12 protein-coding genes are annotated in these 15319 nt (G+C 45.6%); 8 read left to right on the top strand and 4 right to left on the bottom strand.

Annotated elements, in window-relative coordinates; translation table 11 throughout:
* The first annotated feature begins 67 nt into the window (after positions 1-67).
* Positions 68-2023, top strand: a complete 1956-nt coding sequence (locus BM607_RS03830; RefSeq protein WP_071938848.1) for a hypothetical protein — start codon at positions 68-70, stop codon at positions 2021-2023.
* Positions 2024-2232: 209 nt separating this feature from the next.
* Here BM607_RS03830 and hda read toward each other — a convergent pair whose 3' ends face one another.
* Positions 2233-2943, bottom strand: a complete 711-nt coding sequence (gene hda, locus BM607_RS03825) for a DnaA inactivator Hda (RefSeq protein ID WP_006081292.1) — start codon at positions 2941-2943, stop codon at positions 2233-2235.
* A gap of 67 nt (positions 2944-3010) precedes the next feature.
* Positions 3011-4102 (bottom strand): DUF2066 domain-containing protein, encoded by a 1092-nt coding sequence (locus tag BM607_RS03820; RefSeq protein ID WP_011846574.1) that lies wholly within the window; start codon positions 4100-4102, stop codon positions 3011-3013.
* A gap of 216 nt (positions 4103-4318) precedes the next feature.
* Between BM607_RS03820 and BM607_RS03815 the strand changes: the two genes are divergently transcribed.
* Positions 4319-5569, top strand: coding sequence for a uracil-xanthine permease family protein (locus BM607_RS03815; RefSeq protein ID WP_071938849.1), 1251 nt, complete (start codon positions 4319-4321; stop codon positions 5567-5569).
* Between the two features lie 146 nt (positions 5570-5715).
* Here BM607_RS03815 and grxD read toward each other — a convergent pair whose 3' ends face one another.
* Positions 5716-6048 (bottom strand): Grx4 family monothiol glutaredoxin, encoded by a 333-nt coding sequence (grxD, locus tag BM607_RS03810; protein WP_011846572.1) that lies wholly within the window; start codon positions 6046-6048, stop codon positions 5716-5718.
* 224 nt (positions 6049-6272) lie between these two features.
* On the opposite strand from grxD, the gene sodB reads away from it, so the two are divergent.
* The 4 genes from sodB to BM607_RS03790 all read left to right on the top strand — a co-directional run bounded on the left by sodB (position 6273) and on the right by BM607_RS03790 (position 11948).
* Complete coding sequence (gene sodB, locus BM607_RS03805; RefSeq protein ID WP_006081288.1) at positions 6273-6857, top strand: superoxide dismutase [Fe]; 585 nt, start codon at positions 6273-6275, stop codon at positions 6855-6857.
* 285 nt (positions 6858-7142) lie between these two features.
* Positions 7143-9077 carry a PrkA family serine protein kinase gene (locus tag BM607_RS03800; RefSeq protein WP_006081287.1) on the top strand — a complete coding sequence of 645 codons (1935 nt, stop codon included), beginning with the start codon at positions 7143-7145 and terminating at the stop codon, positions 9075-9077.
* A gap of 66 nt (positions 9078-9143) precedes the next feature.
* On the top strand, positions 9144-10412 hold the full coding sequence (locus BM607_RS03795) for a YeaH/YhbH family protein (protein ID WP_006081286.1): 1269 nt from the start codon (positions 9144-9146) through the stop codon (positions 10410-10412).
* Positions 10413-10421: 9 nt separating this feature from the next.
* Positions 10422-11948, top strand: coding sequence for a SpoVR family protein (locus BM607_RS03790; protein ID WP_071938850.1), 1527 nt, complete (start codon positions 10422-10424; stop codon positions 11946-11948).
* Positions 11949-12030: 82 nt separating this feature from the next.
* Here the strand turns inward: BM607_RS03790 and fadR are convergent, their stop codons facing one another.
* Positions 12031-12747, bottom strand: a complete 717-nt coding sequence (gene fadR / locus BM607_RS03785; RefSeq protein WP_071938851.1) for a fatty acid metabolism transcriptional regulator FadR — start codon at positions 12745-12747, stop codon at positions 12031-12033.
* Between the two features lie 301 nt (positions 12748-13048).
* Here fadR and nhaB point away from each other — a divergent pair, with 301 nt between their 5' ends.
* Positions 13049-14650, top strand: coding sequence for a sodium/proton antiporter NhaB (gene nhaB, locus BM607_RS03780; protein WP_006081283.1), 1602 nt, complete (start codon positions 13049-13051; stop codon positions 14648-14650).
* An 89-nt stretch (positions 14651-14739) separates the two neighbouring features.
* Positions 14740-15267 (top strand): disulfide bond formation protein DsbB, encoded by a 528-nt coding sequence (gene dsbB, locus BM607_RS03775; protein WP_071939277.1) that lies wholly within the window; start codon positions 14740-14742, stop codon positions 15265-15267.
* Positions 15268-15319 lie beyond the last annotated feature (52 nt).

Raw genomic sequence — 15319 nt, 5'->3', positions numbered from 1 at the left:
TCCTTGGTATCCCGTGAGTCACAAAAAGTCTAATCGCACAGCTGAGTTAACAAGGGAGAATGCTGTAATGGGGATATCGATACCACTGAAGCTTTTGGGATTAATGGCCTGCTCAAGCCTACTCATGGCGTGCGGAGGCGGTGGAGACAGCAACACAGATAATGGCGGAGTAACGCCCCCCTCCACCTCACTGCCACGCTGCACAGATAGCATTTCGCCGCTTATTGTTACCACATCATCCTCAATCCGTTTTCAAACTGAACCGACTTATGTGGCAGGTCAATCCAGTGCCATAATTGCCAACATCCTAAATCGTGATAGCCAAAACTTAACCTTTCGCTGGCAGCAAATCGATGGACCGAACATACAGTTAGTCAGTCAAAACAGCCCGGTATTAGCCTTTGATACTCCCACCGCAGGCGGCTACCGTTTTAGCTTGCATGTCACGGGAAGTAATCTAGATGTCAGCGGAGAAATTGGCATTAATGTCGATCCCGCATCGACGGGTGTACTGAACGTCCGCCAAGATCACCAAGTGGTTGAAGGTAACAATGTTAGCTTAAGGCTTGGACAACAATCAGGATTAAGCGCAGCGAATATCTCTTGGTGCGTAGCGTCTGGCCCAGATTTAATGGTCGATTTGAGCGACCCATTTAGACCTTTATTTACCGCGCCAACCGTCGCCCAAGATACAATCACTCGGCTCAAAGTGAACGCCAGCATTAACGGTAACTCACTCAGTGATGATGCCTTTGTGCTAACAACCGCGGCGCCGGCGATCAGCTCGCAATATTTCGATACTCCAGTGGCGCGCACTCACGCCTATCGTCCCGCCTCGCCTTACGCTAATGTACTAGCGGGCTGTGTTTACTCTAATCAGCTTAATGATAGTTGCACTATCAATACCTTACCTTTGATAGGACAAACCTCAAGCGATCTAAATCGTGAGACCATTCTAAATCGTGTACTGGTTTCCCACGACTGGATGGGCGATAACTTTGCCGCCTTTTTAGCTCAGATGGACCCCAACAGCGATTTTGCTCGCCTGTTACAATCCGTCACGGCCGTGGTGATTAGCTATGATGTGCGCCCTTCCTTCTATTGGGTGGTAACAGGGGCGATTTATCTCGATCCCGACGATTTATGGCTTACGCCAAGCCAGCGCGACACCATTAATGAGGCGCCGGATTACCGCAGTAATTTCGGTGATGATCTTAACTTTGTGATGCCTTGGCGTTATGTGAAAAACAATCAATATGCGTCACTTGGCGTACCTATCACCGTCAGAGCAGACCGAACGTTAGCACAAATCAATCCCGATCTAGCCTCCTTGCTGTATCACGAGCTAGCCCATGCCAATGACTTCTTCCCCCGCAGCGTACATGCCTCACTCACAGGGCCAAGACTGCTAGATGATTACAGTCGCCGCAATGCCAACAAGAGCCTGATATCTGATCAAGTCAGCACCAGCTATCCATTAATGAGCACTGAAATGATGGGGCTTGCCAATGTCCGTTTCCTCGGCGCAGCGGCGAATAATGTGCAAAAGGCCTATCAGCCATCGGATGTGAGTACTTTCTTTTCTACCGATATCGCCAGCGACTTCTATGCCTATTCCAGCACCCGTGAAGACACGGCTATGCTGTTTGAAGAAGCCATGATGAGTTATCGCTATCAAATATTGCGTGATGTCGCCGTCACCAATAAACCTGCGGTGTTAACCGCTGATACGCTGGTTATTGATTGGGGACAAAGAGGTCGAATTGCACAAGATAGTCTAGAAAATCGCGCCGCACTCGTGATTGATGAAATTCTGCCAGAGCTTGATGGCATCAGTTTGATTGAAAGCCTGCCCGAACCGATTGCCATGACCCAAGGTCAAAGCTGGCGTCAAACGCTCGCCATATCACCTGCGAATGCGCAGCTCAAAGGCCAAAACAATGCACCGACAAACGATGTGCTGCCACGCTTTGAGCCTGAACTTCACTTAAGTGGCGACCGTCACCGTCATCCTCAGCAATAGAGTATTTAAGTTGTAGATAAACAAAAGCCCGTCTGCATTCAGCATGACGGGCTTTTGATTTTTGGGCTTTACGCTTAATGGATAGTACAATGTTTAGCGTTTACATCGCTCAACGCTAATTCCAAACTAATTCAAAAACAACTCAAAAGAATGTTCAAAACACGCTAAAAAGCCGACTCAAACCATGTCTCTAACCAATCATCATGCTTTTAAAGATGCAGCATCTCTTTGGCAAAGGGGATGGTGAGCTTGCGCTGGTGCACTAATGAGGCTTTATCTAACTTATCCAGTACATCGAACAAGGTACGTAAATCCCGCGCCATTCGGTTCAGCAAAAAACGTCCCACATCTTCCGGTAATTGCAAGCCACGCATGGCAGCGCGGCGTTGCAGTGCGGCAAGTTTCTCATCATCAGCCATAGGTTGCAGTTGATAATTCAACCCCCACTGCATGCGTGAAACGAGATCAGGTAACAGAAAACCAGCATCCGCAGGAGACGAACTGCCACTGACCACTAAGGCACAATTTTTATGTTCGGCGACGCGATTATAGAGATCAAAAATCGCTTCTTCCCAGACGGGGTGACCAGCGATGGCATCGACATCATCGATACAGACTAAATCTAACTGTTCTAGACCTTCAAGCAAGGCGGTCGAAATACTCGCATGTATGCCTAAGGGAATATAAAAGCTGCGACGCTCTACTTCATTGGCATGGGCGCAAGCGGCGTGCATTAAATGGGTTCGACCCGATTTGACTGGGCCCCACAAATAAATGGCGGCTTCACCCTGCCCTTCGGCATTGGCTCTCAGTTTTTGAATAAGCTCATCATTACCCGCGGCGGGGTAATAACTGTTAAAGGTTTCGTCGTCTGGCAAATGCACAGGTAACGAGAGTTGCAGAGGTGAGTTTAAGGGCACTCGGTCTTCTCAATATCAAATAAAAACAATGCCGCGCTTAGCATGACTCAGCACGGCCGATAACAACTTAAGGTAAACGCCATTCATACACAGGCTTGCCTGTTTGGTTAGATACTGGACTAAATTCCCCCGCACTCACAGGTGCAACCACAGAAATTCGCGGCTCTAAGCTTAATAAACGTTGTAAATCCGTTTCTGAGCCAAACAAATCTAGCGAGAAGGTCACGGTATGACCTTGAATATGCGTTAACGTGGCATTTTTAATCGCGCTAAGTTGTTTCAAATATTTTTCAACTTCAACTAATTGCGCCATTTTTTGAATATTCACAAAAGTGACACTCGCGCCTTGCTGTGTACCAGTATCAGCAATGGCATACTTAGTAAAATAGTATTCGCCTAACGCCGCCATCATGGCTTCAATCGCTTGAGTAGAATTTTCAGCGGTGCCGTTGTAACTGAATAACGGTGGCGTCAAAGAGTCAATGGTGGCCTTAGTATAGAGATTTAAACGGTAACGAACTTGGCTGCCAGCGGTATCAATCGCCACCAATGCCAAAAAGTCAGCTTGATAACGGCCAGAGACACTCGCCACGATATCGGCAAACATACCTTTGATATCGTTAGGGTTAATCCCCATCAACTCATCAAGATCTAAGATTGGCAGCAATACTGGAATACCGCGAGCATCGGAAAAATCACTAAAGAGTTTACGTTCGGCTAACGCAGACGAGTCACCCAATATCGTAGTGTCGCCATCGCCTGGCATTGCGACCCAAAATAAGGTCAGCGGGCGTTGTGTTCCCCAAACGGGCAATTGCGCCTGACGCAGTAGCGCCACGATGCGACGGTGTTCAAAACTGGCAGTTAACAGTAATTGGCCATTCTGCTCGATATAACCATACTGGCTCAGCAAGGTATCAGGATTACTGAGCTGAGATTGGATCAGACTGTTATCGAGGGATCGCGCCGTGCCAGTGTTCTTGATAATGACTTGCTCAAGCGCACTTTTTAAGGCTTTGTCGCGTTCTGCAACCGCACGCGAAGACACAGGCACATTGGCCTCATCTAATTTACTCACCTCAACAGCATTAACGCTATTAATCGTGAACAGACAATATAGAAATGCAATTAAGCTCGGCTTCAATAGGAATTTCAGCATCTTTGAGTAGTTGAAGTAACGTCAGATGGGGCAAATTGTACCATAGTTAGCGCCTTAAGCGAGTCTTGGCAAAATTTAGCCCCATTTCAGTGCCAACCATGGCACGGAAAACCCAAACAGTGATCCGAGTCGGCAAAACGGGCGATTTTCTTCTGCTCAAAATCCAACAAACTGATATCATTTGGCGGTTTACCCTAAAATTAACGAGAATAATAAATGAGACGACTCGCTATCCCCCTACAGGGCGCGCAAATGCTGTTTGTAGCCTTCGGTGCCCTAGTGCTAATGCCGCTACTGACAGGACTCGACACCAGTGTGGCATTGTTTACCGCAGGTATCGGCACCCTACTGTTCCAATTGATCACTAAACGCCAAGTGCCTATCTTCCTTGCCTCTTCCTTCGCCTTTATCGCCCCCATACTCTATGGCGTGCAAACTTGGGGTATTCCCTCCACCATGGGCGGCATTATGGCCGCAGGCGTGGTCTACGTCATGCTCGGCGCCTTGGTCAAAGTGCGCGGCACCGACTTCATCCATAGGCTGTTACCGCCTGTGGTAGTGGGTCCTGTGATCATTATCATCGGCCTTGGCTTAGCACCTGTCGCTGTGAATATGGCCTTAGGTAAAAGTGGCGATGGCAGCTTGACTCTCGTTGACACCAATATTGCGCTATTTATTTCGCTCGCATCACTCTGTACCACTATAGCAGTAGCAATTTTTGCCAAGGGCTTACTACGAGTGATGCCGATTTTAGCGGGGATTATCGTGGGTTACGGCTTAAGCCTTACCTTTGGTATTGTTGACTTTGCGGTTGTGACTGCCGCCAGTTGGATTGCGATTCCTAAATTTGTCGCCCCCGAATTTAACTGGCATGCCATCGCATTTATGATCCCAGTTGCAATCGCTCCGGCGGTTGAACACATTGGCGATATTCTGGCGATATCCAATGTCACAGGTAAAGATTTTATGAAAAAACCGGGACTACATCGCACGCTAACGGGTGATGGTATTGCCACAATTGCAGCGGCAGCCTTTGGTGGCCCACCAAACACGACTTACTCAGAAGTGACAGGCGCAGTGACCTTAACGCGCAATTTTGATCCGAAAATCATGACTTGGACCGCCATTACCGCCATCACGTTGGCCTTTGTCGGCAAATTAGGTGCGCTGATGCAAACCATTCCTGTCCCAGTCATGGGCGGTATTATGTGTTTGTTATTCGGCTCAATTGCAGCCGTTGGTCTCAACACCCTTATTCGCAATCATGTGGATTTGTCTGAGCCGCGTAATTTAAGCATTGTCGGTGTCACCTTAGTATTTGGTATCGGCGGCATGGCATTTGGCATAGGCTCATTCAGTCTGACCGGTATCAGCTTGTGCGGCATTGTCGCGATTACCATGAACTTATTATTACCCGCGACCAAGCCACACGATAAACACAATGAGTCAGATGTCACCCCTCACTAGTCGTTGTTTGAGGAATCGCCGTTTTATTGAAGTGTTTGTTGTAATGTTTTTTAGCGATAGCTCTTTGAAAAACAGCGACAAAAAAGCCGCCGTGATATTAATCATGGCGGCTTTTTCATTCATACTTATAAAAAAAGCATTAACGCTTATTCTTCAGTCTTGATTTTAGCGGCAGCGGCTTTGATCAAAGGTTGTAATTCGCCTTTTTGGAACATGTCCACGACGATATCACAGCCACCGATCAGCTCACCTTCAATCCACAATTGTGGGAAAGTCGGCCAGTTAGCAAACTTAGGTAATTCTGCGCGAATGTCTGGATGCTGAAGAATATCCACGAATGCAAACTGCTCACCGCAGTTAATCATGATCTGAGCTACCTGTGACGAGAAGCCACAGCTAGGCAACTTAGGAGAACCTTTCATATAAACAATGATAGGGTTTTCCGTGATCTGCTGCTTAATTTTCTCTACTGTTTCCATTTTGATTCCTAAGTAGGATGACATTGACTCAATGCGACTATTGTACGTCAGCTAGAGGCAGAACAAAATCCCACAGTTTGTAAGGTTATGCCGACATTTGATTTTTCGATGGCGTCTATCTAGTCAATTAGCTAAACAATGATTCACATCACAAATTTTATCGGTACAATAGTCCTAAGTGAGCACGTTTAAAAACGATAACCTAAGACCATGGAGAGATACTAATGGCTTTCGAATTACCCGCATTACCATATGCAAAGAACGCACTAGAACCACACATTTCTCAAGAAACCATTGAATACCACTACGGCAAGCATCACAACACTTATGTTGTTAAGCTAAACGGCTTAATCGAAGGAACTGATTTCGCTGGTAAATCTTTAGAAGATATCATCAAAACTTCTACTGGCGGCGTATTCAACAACGCAGCTCAAGTGTGGAACCACACTTTCTACTGGAACTGCCTAGCACCAAACGCTGGCGGCGAGCCAACAGGCCCAGTTGCTGATGCAATCAATGCTGCTTTCGGTTCATTCGACGCATTCAAAGCACAATTTACTGATTCAGCAGTAAACAACTTCGGTAGCGCTTGGACATGGTTAGTGAAAAAAGCCGATGGCACACTTGCTATCGTCAACACTAGCAATGCTGCAACGCCACTGACTGACAGCTCAGTCACGCCAATCATGACAGTTGACGTGTGGGAACACGCTTACTACATCGATTACCGTAACGTGCGTCCTGACTACCTTGCCCACTTCTGGCAATTAGTTAACTGGGACTTCGTTAACCAAAACTTCGCTGGTTAATTCATTTAACCTATCGTTGTTGACTGCTGCATGAGCAGTGAGTTAATCCCAGTAAAAAGAGCCCTAGTGGCTCTTTTTTTATGCCCCTCATTTGCCGTCCACCCCTTATCCCGCTGATTGCCTCTCCGTAAACTACAAGTGCAATAATTGCGTTTGCAACTATTTGTTATTGTTTTATTTGATATTTTTTTGACACAGATAGTGAGTTTATGTCTAAGATTAGAGTAGGAGGCTGGCTAGCCAGTTATCCGTTCCATGACATCACTGGCGTTTCAGGGGGTTTATATGGGCATTTTCGAGCATTACCAAAAGCGCTACGAACAAAAACTCGATGAAGAATATTCTTTGCAAGAGTTTCTGGATATCTGCAAAGGAGATCGCAGCGCTTACATGTCAGCATCAGAGCGACTACTGCTTGCAATCGGTGAAGCAGAAGTCATTGATACCGCAAAAAATCCAACACTTAGCCGTATTTTTTCGAATAGACTTATTTCACGCTATCCCGCATTTAAAGATTTCTTCGGCATGGAAGATGCCATAGAGCAAATCGTGGCTTATCTAAAGCACTCGGCTCAAGGATTAGAAGAATCCAAACAAATTTTATACCTACTGGGCCCAGTGGGCGGCGGTAAGTCATCGCTGGCCGAAAAACTCAAAGCCCTAATGCAAAAAGTGCCCATTTACATTCTGAGTGCAAATGGGGTACGTAGCCCTGTCAACGATCATCCCTTCTGTCTGTTTGATTTAGAAGAAGATGGTCAGCTGTTAAAAGATGAGTTCAACATTCCCAACCGCTATCTCAAAACCATCATGTCGCCTTGGGCGGTAAAACGTCTGCATGAGTTTGGTGGTGATATCTCCAAATTTCGCGTGGTGAAAGTCTTTCCATCAATTCTGGACCAAGTGGCGATAGCGAAAACAGAACCCGGTGATGAAAACAACCAAGATATTTCCTCCCTTGTCGGTAAAGTGGATATTCGTCAGCTCGAGCATTTCTCTCAAGATGATGCCGATGCTTACGCTTATTCGGGTGCATTGTGCCGCGCCAACCAAGGGGTGATGGAATTCGTCGAGATGTTTAAGGCACCGATTAAAGTGCTGCATCCACTACTAACTGCGACGCAAGAAGGCAACTATAACGGCACTGAAGGCCTATCGGCCCTGCCCTATAGCGGAATTATTCTGGCTCACTCAAACGAGTCCGAATGGTCAACCTTCAAAAACAACAAAAACAACGAAGCCTTCCTCGACCGTGTTTACATAGTCAAAGTCCCCTACTGTTTACGGGTTTCGGAAGAACTACAAATCTATCAAAAACTGCTGATAAACTCTGAGTTATCAAAAGCACCCTGTGCGCCTGGCACCTTAGAAACCCTAGCGCAATTTAGTGTGTTGTCGCGCATCAAGCCACCTGAAAACTCCTCCACCTACTCTAAGATGCGGGTGTATGACGGTGAAAGCCTGAAAGATACCGATCCTAAGGCTAAGTCTTACCAAGAATACCGTGATTACGCGGGTGTCGATGAAGGCATGAATGGGCTATCCACCCGTTTCGCCTTTAAGATTTTGTCGCGGGTATTTAACTTCGACCATTCAGAAATCGCCGCCAACCCAGTGCATTTATTCTATGTACTCGAACGGCAAATTGAACAAGAACAGTTCCCCGGCGATACCGCCGAACGTTATCTGGAGTTTCTAAAAGGTTATTTGATCCCTAAATATGTGGAGTTTATCGGTAAAGAAATTCAAACCGCTTACTTAGAGTCTTACTCTGAATACGGCCAAAATATCTTCGACCGTTATGTCACTTACGCCGATTTTTGGATCCAAGATCAAGAATACCGCGACCCAGAAACAGGTCAGCTATTCGACCGCGCCGCCCTCAATGCAGAACTTGAGAAGATTGAGAAACCCGCGGGGATCAGCAATCCTAAAGATTTCCGTAATGAAATCGTCAACTTTGTACTGCGCGCCCGCGCGAACCATGAGGGTAATAATCCACTCTGGACCAGCTACGAGAAACTACGCACTGTGATCGAGAAGAAAATGTTCTCCAACACAGAAGATTTACTGCCTGTTATTTCCTTTAACGCCAAAACATCGAACGACGATCAACGTAAACACGATGATTTCGTCAATCGTATGATGGAGAAAGGCTATACCAAGAAACAAGTCCGACTCTTGTCTGAGTGGTATTTACGGGTTCGTAAATCTTCTTAAACTTGCGCTAACTAAGTACAGGGCTTTGGTGTTGCCAAAGCCTTCGCTGGGTTTTGGGAGGTGCGTATGGCGAACTTTATCGATAGACGGTTGAATGCGAAAGGAAAAAGCACAGTCAACCGCCAACGCTTTATCAATAGATATAAGCAACAAATTAAAAAAGCCGTCAGCGATGCAGTGACTCGCCGCAGCGTAACGGATGTAGATAAAGGCGAAAAAATCAGTATCCCCACTCGGGATATCAGTGAACCTATGTTTCACCAAGGCAAAGGCGGTGTCAGAGACAGAGTGCATCCCGGTAATGACCAATTTACCCGTGGCGATAAAATTGACCGGCCACCCGGTGGTTCTGGCGGCGGTTCGGGCAAAGGTGAAGCCTCAAATTCGGGTGAAGGCGACGATGACTTTGTGTTCGAAATATCTAAGGATGAGTATCTAGAATTATTGTTTGAGGACTTAGAACTCCCCAATCTACAAAAAAATCGCCTTAATAAACTGGTGGAATACCAAATCTACCGTGCGGGATTCACCAATGATGGCGTCCCCGCTAACATCAATATTGTCCGTTCATTACGTTCATCACTAGCACGTCGTATTGCGATGTCAGCCAGTAAAAAGAAATTGTTAAAAGAGTTAGAACAAGAACTTGCCGAACTGGAAAATATTCCAGGTACTAAGGCCGAGTTGATTTTGGATTTAAAAGCCCAAATTGAGGAGTTAAAACAAAAGATTGCCAGAGTGCCGTTTATCGATACCTTTGATCTACGCTTTAATAACTATTCCAAAAGGGAAATCCCTTCTAGCCAAGCCGTGATGTTCTGCTTGATGGATGTGTCTGGTTCTATGGATCAGGCCACCAAAGATATGGCAAAACGCTTCTATATCTTGCTGTATCTGTTCCTCACCCGCACCTATAAGAATTTAGAAGTGGTTTATATTCGCCATCACACCCAAGCCAAAGAAGTCGATGAACACGAGTTCTTTTACTCCCAAGAAACGGGCGGCACCATAGTGTCCAGTGCATTGAAATTAATGCATGAAATTCAACAAGCTCGCTACCCCGCCGATGAATGGAATATTTACGCAGCCCAAGCATCCGACGGTGATAACTGGGCCGACGATTCACCAACCTGTAGGCAATTGTTAGAACAAAAAATCTTGCCACTGGTGCGCTACTACAGCTACATCGAAATCACCAATCGCGCCCATCAAACCCTGTGGCGTGAATATGAATCCCTGCAACAGCATTACGACAACATCGCCGTGCAGCACATACGTCAAGCCGAAGATATTTACCCTGTCTTTAGGGAGCTATTCAAGAAACAAGCGGTTTAAGGGGGCACTATGGGGATAACTAAATCAACACCTTGGACACCACTGAGCGATGGTCCTGACTGGAGCTTCGAGCTACTGCAGGACTACCTCAAGGAAATTGAACGGGTAGCAGCACTGTATAAGCTCAGCACTTACCCAAATCAAATTGAAGTCATCACCGCTGAGCAGATGATGGATGCTTATGCGGGCATAGGTATGCCCATTGGTTACACCCATTGGTCCTTTGGCAAACGTTTTATCGAAACCGAGCAAGGTTACAAGCGCGGCCAAATGGGGCTTGCCTACGAAATTGTGATTAATTCTAACCCCTGTATTGCCTACCTTATGGAGGAAAACACCATCACAATGCAGGCTCTGGTGATCGCCCACGCCTGTTTCGGACATAATAGCTTTTTTAAAAACAACTACTTATTTAAGACATGGACAGATGCCAGCTCGATTATTGACTACCTTGTTTTTGCTAAAAACTACATCAGTGATTGCGAACAAAAACATGGCGTTGCACAGGTCGAAAGCGTCATCGACTCCTGCCATGCGCTAATGAACTATGGTGTCGATCGCTATAAACGCCCCTCAGAAATTTCATTCCGAGAAGAACAAGCAAGACAAAAAGATCGCGAGGCGTACCTTCAAAGCCAAGTTAATGATTTATGGCGCACGATTCCTACCCAGCAACATGAACAGTCTCAATTGAAGAAACGTCGTTTCCCCGCAGAACCGCAGGAAAACATCTTATATTTCATCGAGAAAAATGCCCCTTTACTGGAACCATGGCAAAGGGAAATTATCCGCATTGTACGTAAAATGGCGCAATATTTTTACCCGCAAAAACAAACTCAAGTAATGAATGAAGGCTGGGCCACCTTCTGGCACTACACTATTTTGAATCACTTGTATGATGATGGCGTGGTCACTGACCGCTTCATGATCGAGTTTTTGCAAAGCCATACGGGCGTGGTTGCCCAACCCGACTACAACAGTCGCTATTACAGTGGCATCAATCCCTATGCTTTAGGCTTTGCGATGTTTACTGACATTCGTCGAATTTGTGAAAATCCGACCGATGAAGATAAAGCCTGGTTTCCCGACATTGCCGGCAGCAATTGGATTGAAACCTTACACTTTGCAATGCAGAACTTTAAAGACGAAAGTTTTATTAGCCAATATCTTTCACCAAAAGTCATCCGCCAATTTAAGTTGTTTGGTATCCATGATGATGAGAAACGCAATTATCTGTCTGTATCGGCAATTCATGATGAACAAGGTTATCAAGATATTCGCCAGTTATTATCGCAGCAATATAACTTGTCGAATATTGAGCCGAATATCCAAGTGCATAATGTAGAGATCAACGGTGATAGATCCTTGACCTTGCGTTATGTGCCAAATAACGATATTCCCTTAGCCAGCAGCCATAAAGAAGTATTAAAGCATTTACATAGATTATGGGGTTTCACTGTCACCTTAGAGCAAAAAAATGAGGATGCGAGTGTGACCGTATTAGCTTCCTGCCCTGAAGCGGCTAAACCAGAATAATTAACCGAATAAAAAAGCCGTTTCCATTGGAAACGGCTTTTATGTATTTATCGCTATTTTAATGCGACATCAATCGCAGCAATTAATTATCCTGTGCGATAGACGCGGGCATATCATCGCGTAATTGTAACCACATCTTACCGCTGTTCATGCCGTAGGTGCGCATCAGCGCAGGAACGTCGAGATAATTTTTCGCCTGAGCCAGTAGCTCTAACTCTTTATAAAAGTTCAAAGCCAATAAACGCGCATCGGGACTGGTAAAATAATAGCGACCGACTCGGCTATACAATCCCTTAAATCCATTTAATATCAATACGTAAAGTGGATTCCCTGAGGAAAAAGCTAAAGTGTGATGCAATAAATAGTCAAATTCGGCATAGGATTCCGCCGTATCTTCAAGCTGGTGAATTTTGGCGAGCACATCCACAGCTGTATCTGGGTTATAACGCAAAGCACCGCGGAAATAGATAGCGCTAACGTTAGTACGGGCAGACAAAAGTTGGTCAACCAATACCGGAAATCCTTCGGGATTGAGATCGGCAATCGTCTCTAGAATGTTTAAGCCTGAGGTTTCCCAGAAGTTGTTCACTCGCGTTGGTTTACCGTGTTGGATTTTCAACCAACCGTCACGGGCCAAGCGCTGTAGCACTTCACGCAGAGTGGTGCGAGTCACACCTATCAATTCCGAAAGCTCACGTTCAGCCGGTAAAATGGACCCTGGAGGAAATTTATTATCCCAAATGGATCTCACAATATACTTCTCTGCAAAACTTGCAGGTCCTTTGGCATTGATAATCATCAGCCCACTTATCCAGTTGTTGTGCGTCGTAATGGTCACTGATCATACCAGAGCGGTAAAAAATGGAAACCATTCACTTAAATTCACTGTGTTATCGCCGTGTAAATGTCACACAATCGCTCAAAAAAACGACCAAGATCAAGGCAAGAAACGCCAATTTTGCCGATTAGCTCCGCTTTTTGAAATGTGGGTATCAGTATCTCGTTACATTAGCTTTCTCTTTAGGCTAGACTGATTTAACAAACGCAGGTATTGATATTAAACACGTGCAATTTTTAACATAATTAGAAGAGAGGCTGCCATGCCGGCGACAATGAGTCAGGCGTTTATTGGGAACTTCTTAGGAAATTCTCCTAAGTGGTACAAAACCGCAATACTGTCATTTTTAATTATCAATCCACTACTCTTTTTCTATGTCGACCCCTTCGTGGCCGGCTGGGTATTGGTGCTTGAATTTATTTTTACCTTAGCAATGGCATTAAAATGTTATCCATTACAGCCTGGCGGATTATTAGCAATTGAAGCTGTCGCAATTGGAATGACATCCGCAAGCCAAGTCTTACATGAAATAGAAGCCAACCTCGAAGTATTATTACTCTTGGTGTTTATGGTCGCTGGTATTTATTTCATGAAGCAATTGCTGCTATTTGGCTTCACGAAAATTATTACCAAAGTGCGTTCTAAAGTTTTAGTGTCACTGATGTTTTGTTTGGCATCGGCGTTTTTATCTGCCTTCTTAGATGCGTTAACGGTTATTGCCGTGATTATCGCGGTCGCTGTGGGTTTCTATTCTATTTACCACAAGGTCGCTTCTGGAAAAGATTTCGGCGCCGATCACGATCATACCTCCGAAGGTAAAAACGCAGCGGGCGAAGATCAGTTAAACGAAGAAGAACTCGGTGCATTCCGTGGCTTCCTACGTAATCTGTTAATGCATGCGGGTGTCGGTACTGCACTTGGCGGTGTATGTACTATGGTAGGTGAACCTCAAAACTTGATCATTGCTGCACAGGCCAACTGGCAGTTTGGTGAATTCGCCGTGCGTATGTCACCTGTTACAGTCCCTGTATTGATTTCTGGCATCTTAACCTGCTACTTAGTTGAAAAATTTGGTATTTTTGGTTATGGCGCTAAATTGCCAACGGCCGTTCATCGGATCTTATGTGAATATGCCGCCCATGAAGATGCGCGCCGTACTAACAAAGACAACATGAAGTTAATCGTCCAAGCCCTAGTGGGTGTATGGTTGATCGCAGGTCTTGCCTTGCATTTGGCTTCAGTGGGCTTAATTGGTCTTTCTGTGATTATTTTAACCACAGCCTTTAATGGCGTCACCGATGAGCATGCCCTTGGTAAAGCCTTTGAAGAGGCACTGCCTTTTACCGCATTATTAGCGGTGTTCTTTGCGGTTGTTGGCGTGATTATCGATCAACATTTATTCGCCCCCGTTATCCAATGGGCACTGGGTTATGAAGGCAATACCCAATTAGTGATTTTCTATATCGCCAACGGATTATTGTCTATGGTGAGTGATAACGTGTTCGTCGGCACTGTGTATATCAACGAAGTGAAGGCGGCATTAATTAACGGCCAAATCACCCGTGATCAATTCGACTTACTGGCCGTTGCGATTAATACCGGAACTAACTTACCTTCGGTGGCGACACCTAATGGTCAAGCGGCGTTCTTGTTCTTACTGACGTCAGCCTTAGCACCGCTGATCCGCTTATCCTATGGCAGAATGGTATGGATGGCATTGCCCTACACTATCGTGCTATCCATTGTGGGCGTTATGGCGATCCAAACCGGATTCTTAGAACAAGCCACTCAATATTTCTATGATTCCCATACAATCATCCACCACAGTGCAAAAGAAGTGTTGGGCACAGTGTCTGGACATTAATCTTCTCTATTGACTGAACTTTATTAAATAAGTAAAGTCCAAAAAACGCCCCATGTCTGAGGGCGTTTTTTGTTGATATGGAGCTCACTTTGACTGTCATTACACGCTTTGCCCATTCCCGTTCGTCTTGGTTTATTCTCGCAGGCACAGCCCTAGGCTTAGAGTTAAGCGCACTGTATTTTCAACATATAATGAAACTCGACCCCTGTGTTATGTGTATTTATCAAAGACTTGCTGTCTTTGGTATATTAGCGGCCGGTCTTATCGGCATGACGGCGCCAAAATATCGCATCGTAAGGATTCTCGCGGCCATTGTTTGGGCAGTCAGTGCGACTTGGGGATTAAAGCTAGCGCTATCACTGGTAGACATGCAAACCAACCCATCGCCTTTCTCAACGTGTTCATTCTTACCTGAATTCCCAGCTTGGATGCCATTACACGAATGGTTCCCTTCCATTATGATGCCTACTGGCATGTGTACTGATGTGCCTTGGGTCTTTATGGGGGTGACAATGGCCGAATGGATGGTAGTGGCTTTCAGTGGCTTCCTAGTGGCTTGGTTACTCTTTATTGTGCCTATCCTGAGTGGTTCAAATAAACCTTCTCTTTATAAATAACGACCTTGAGATAAGGCAGGGAGCAACCCTGCCTTTTTATTAGCGATTTGTC

Source organism: Shewanella sp. SACH (genome assembly GCF_001887095.2).
In the GTDB taxonomy this organism is placed as follows: domain Bacteria; phylum Pseudomonadota; class Gammaproteobacteria; order Enterobacterales; family Shewanellaceae; genus Shewanella; species Shewanella baltica.
This window is presented reverse-complemented; position numbering and strand designations above follow the sequence as displayed.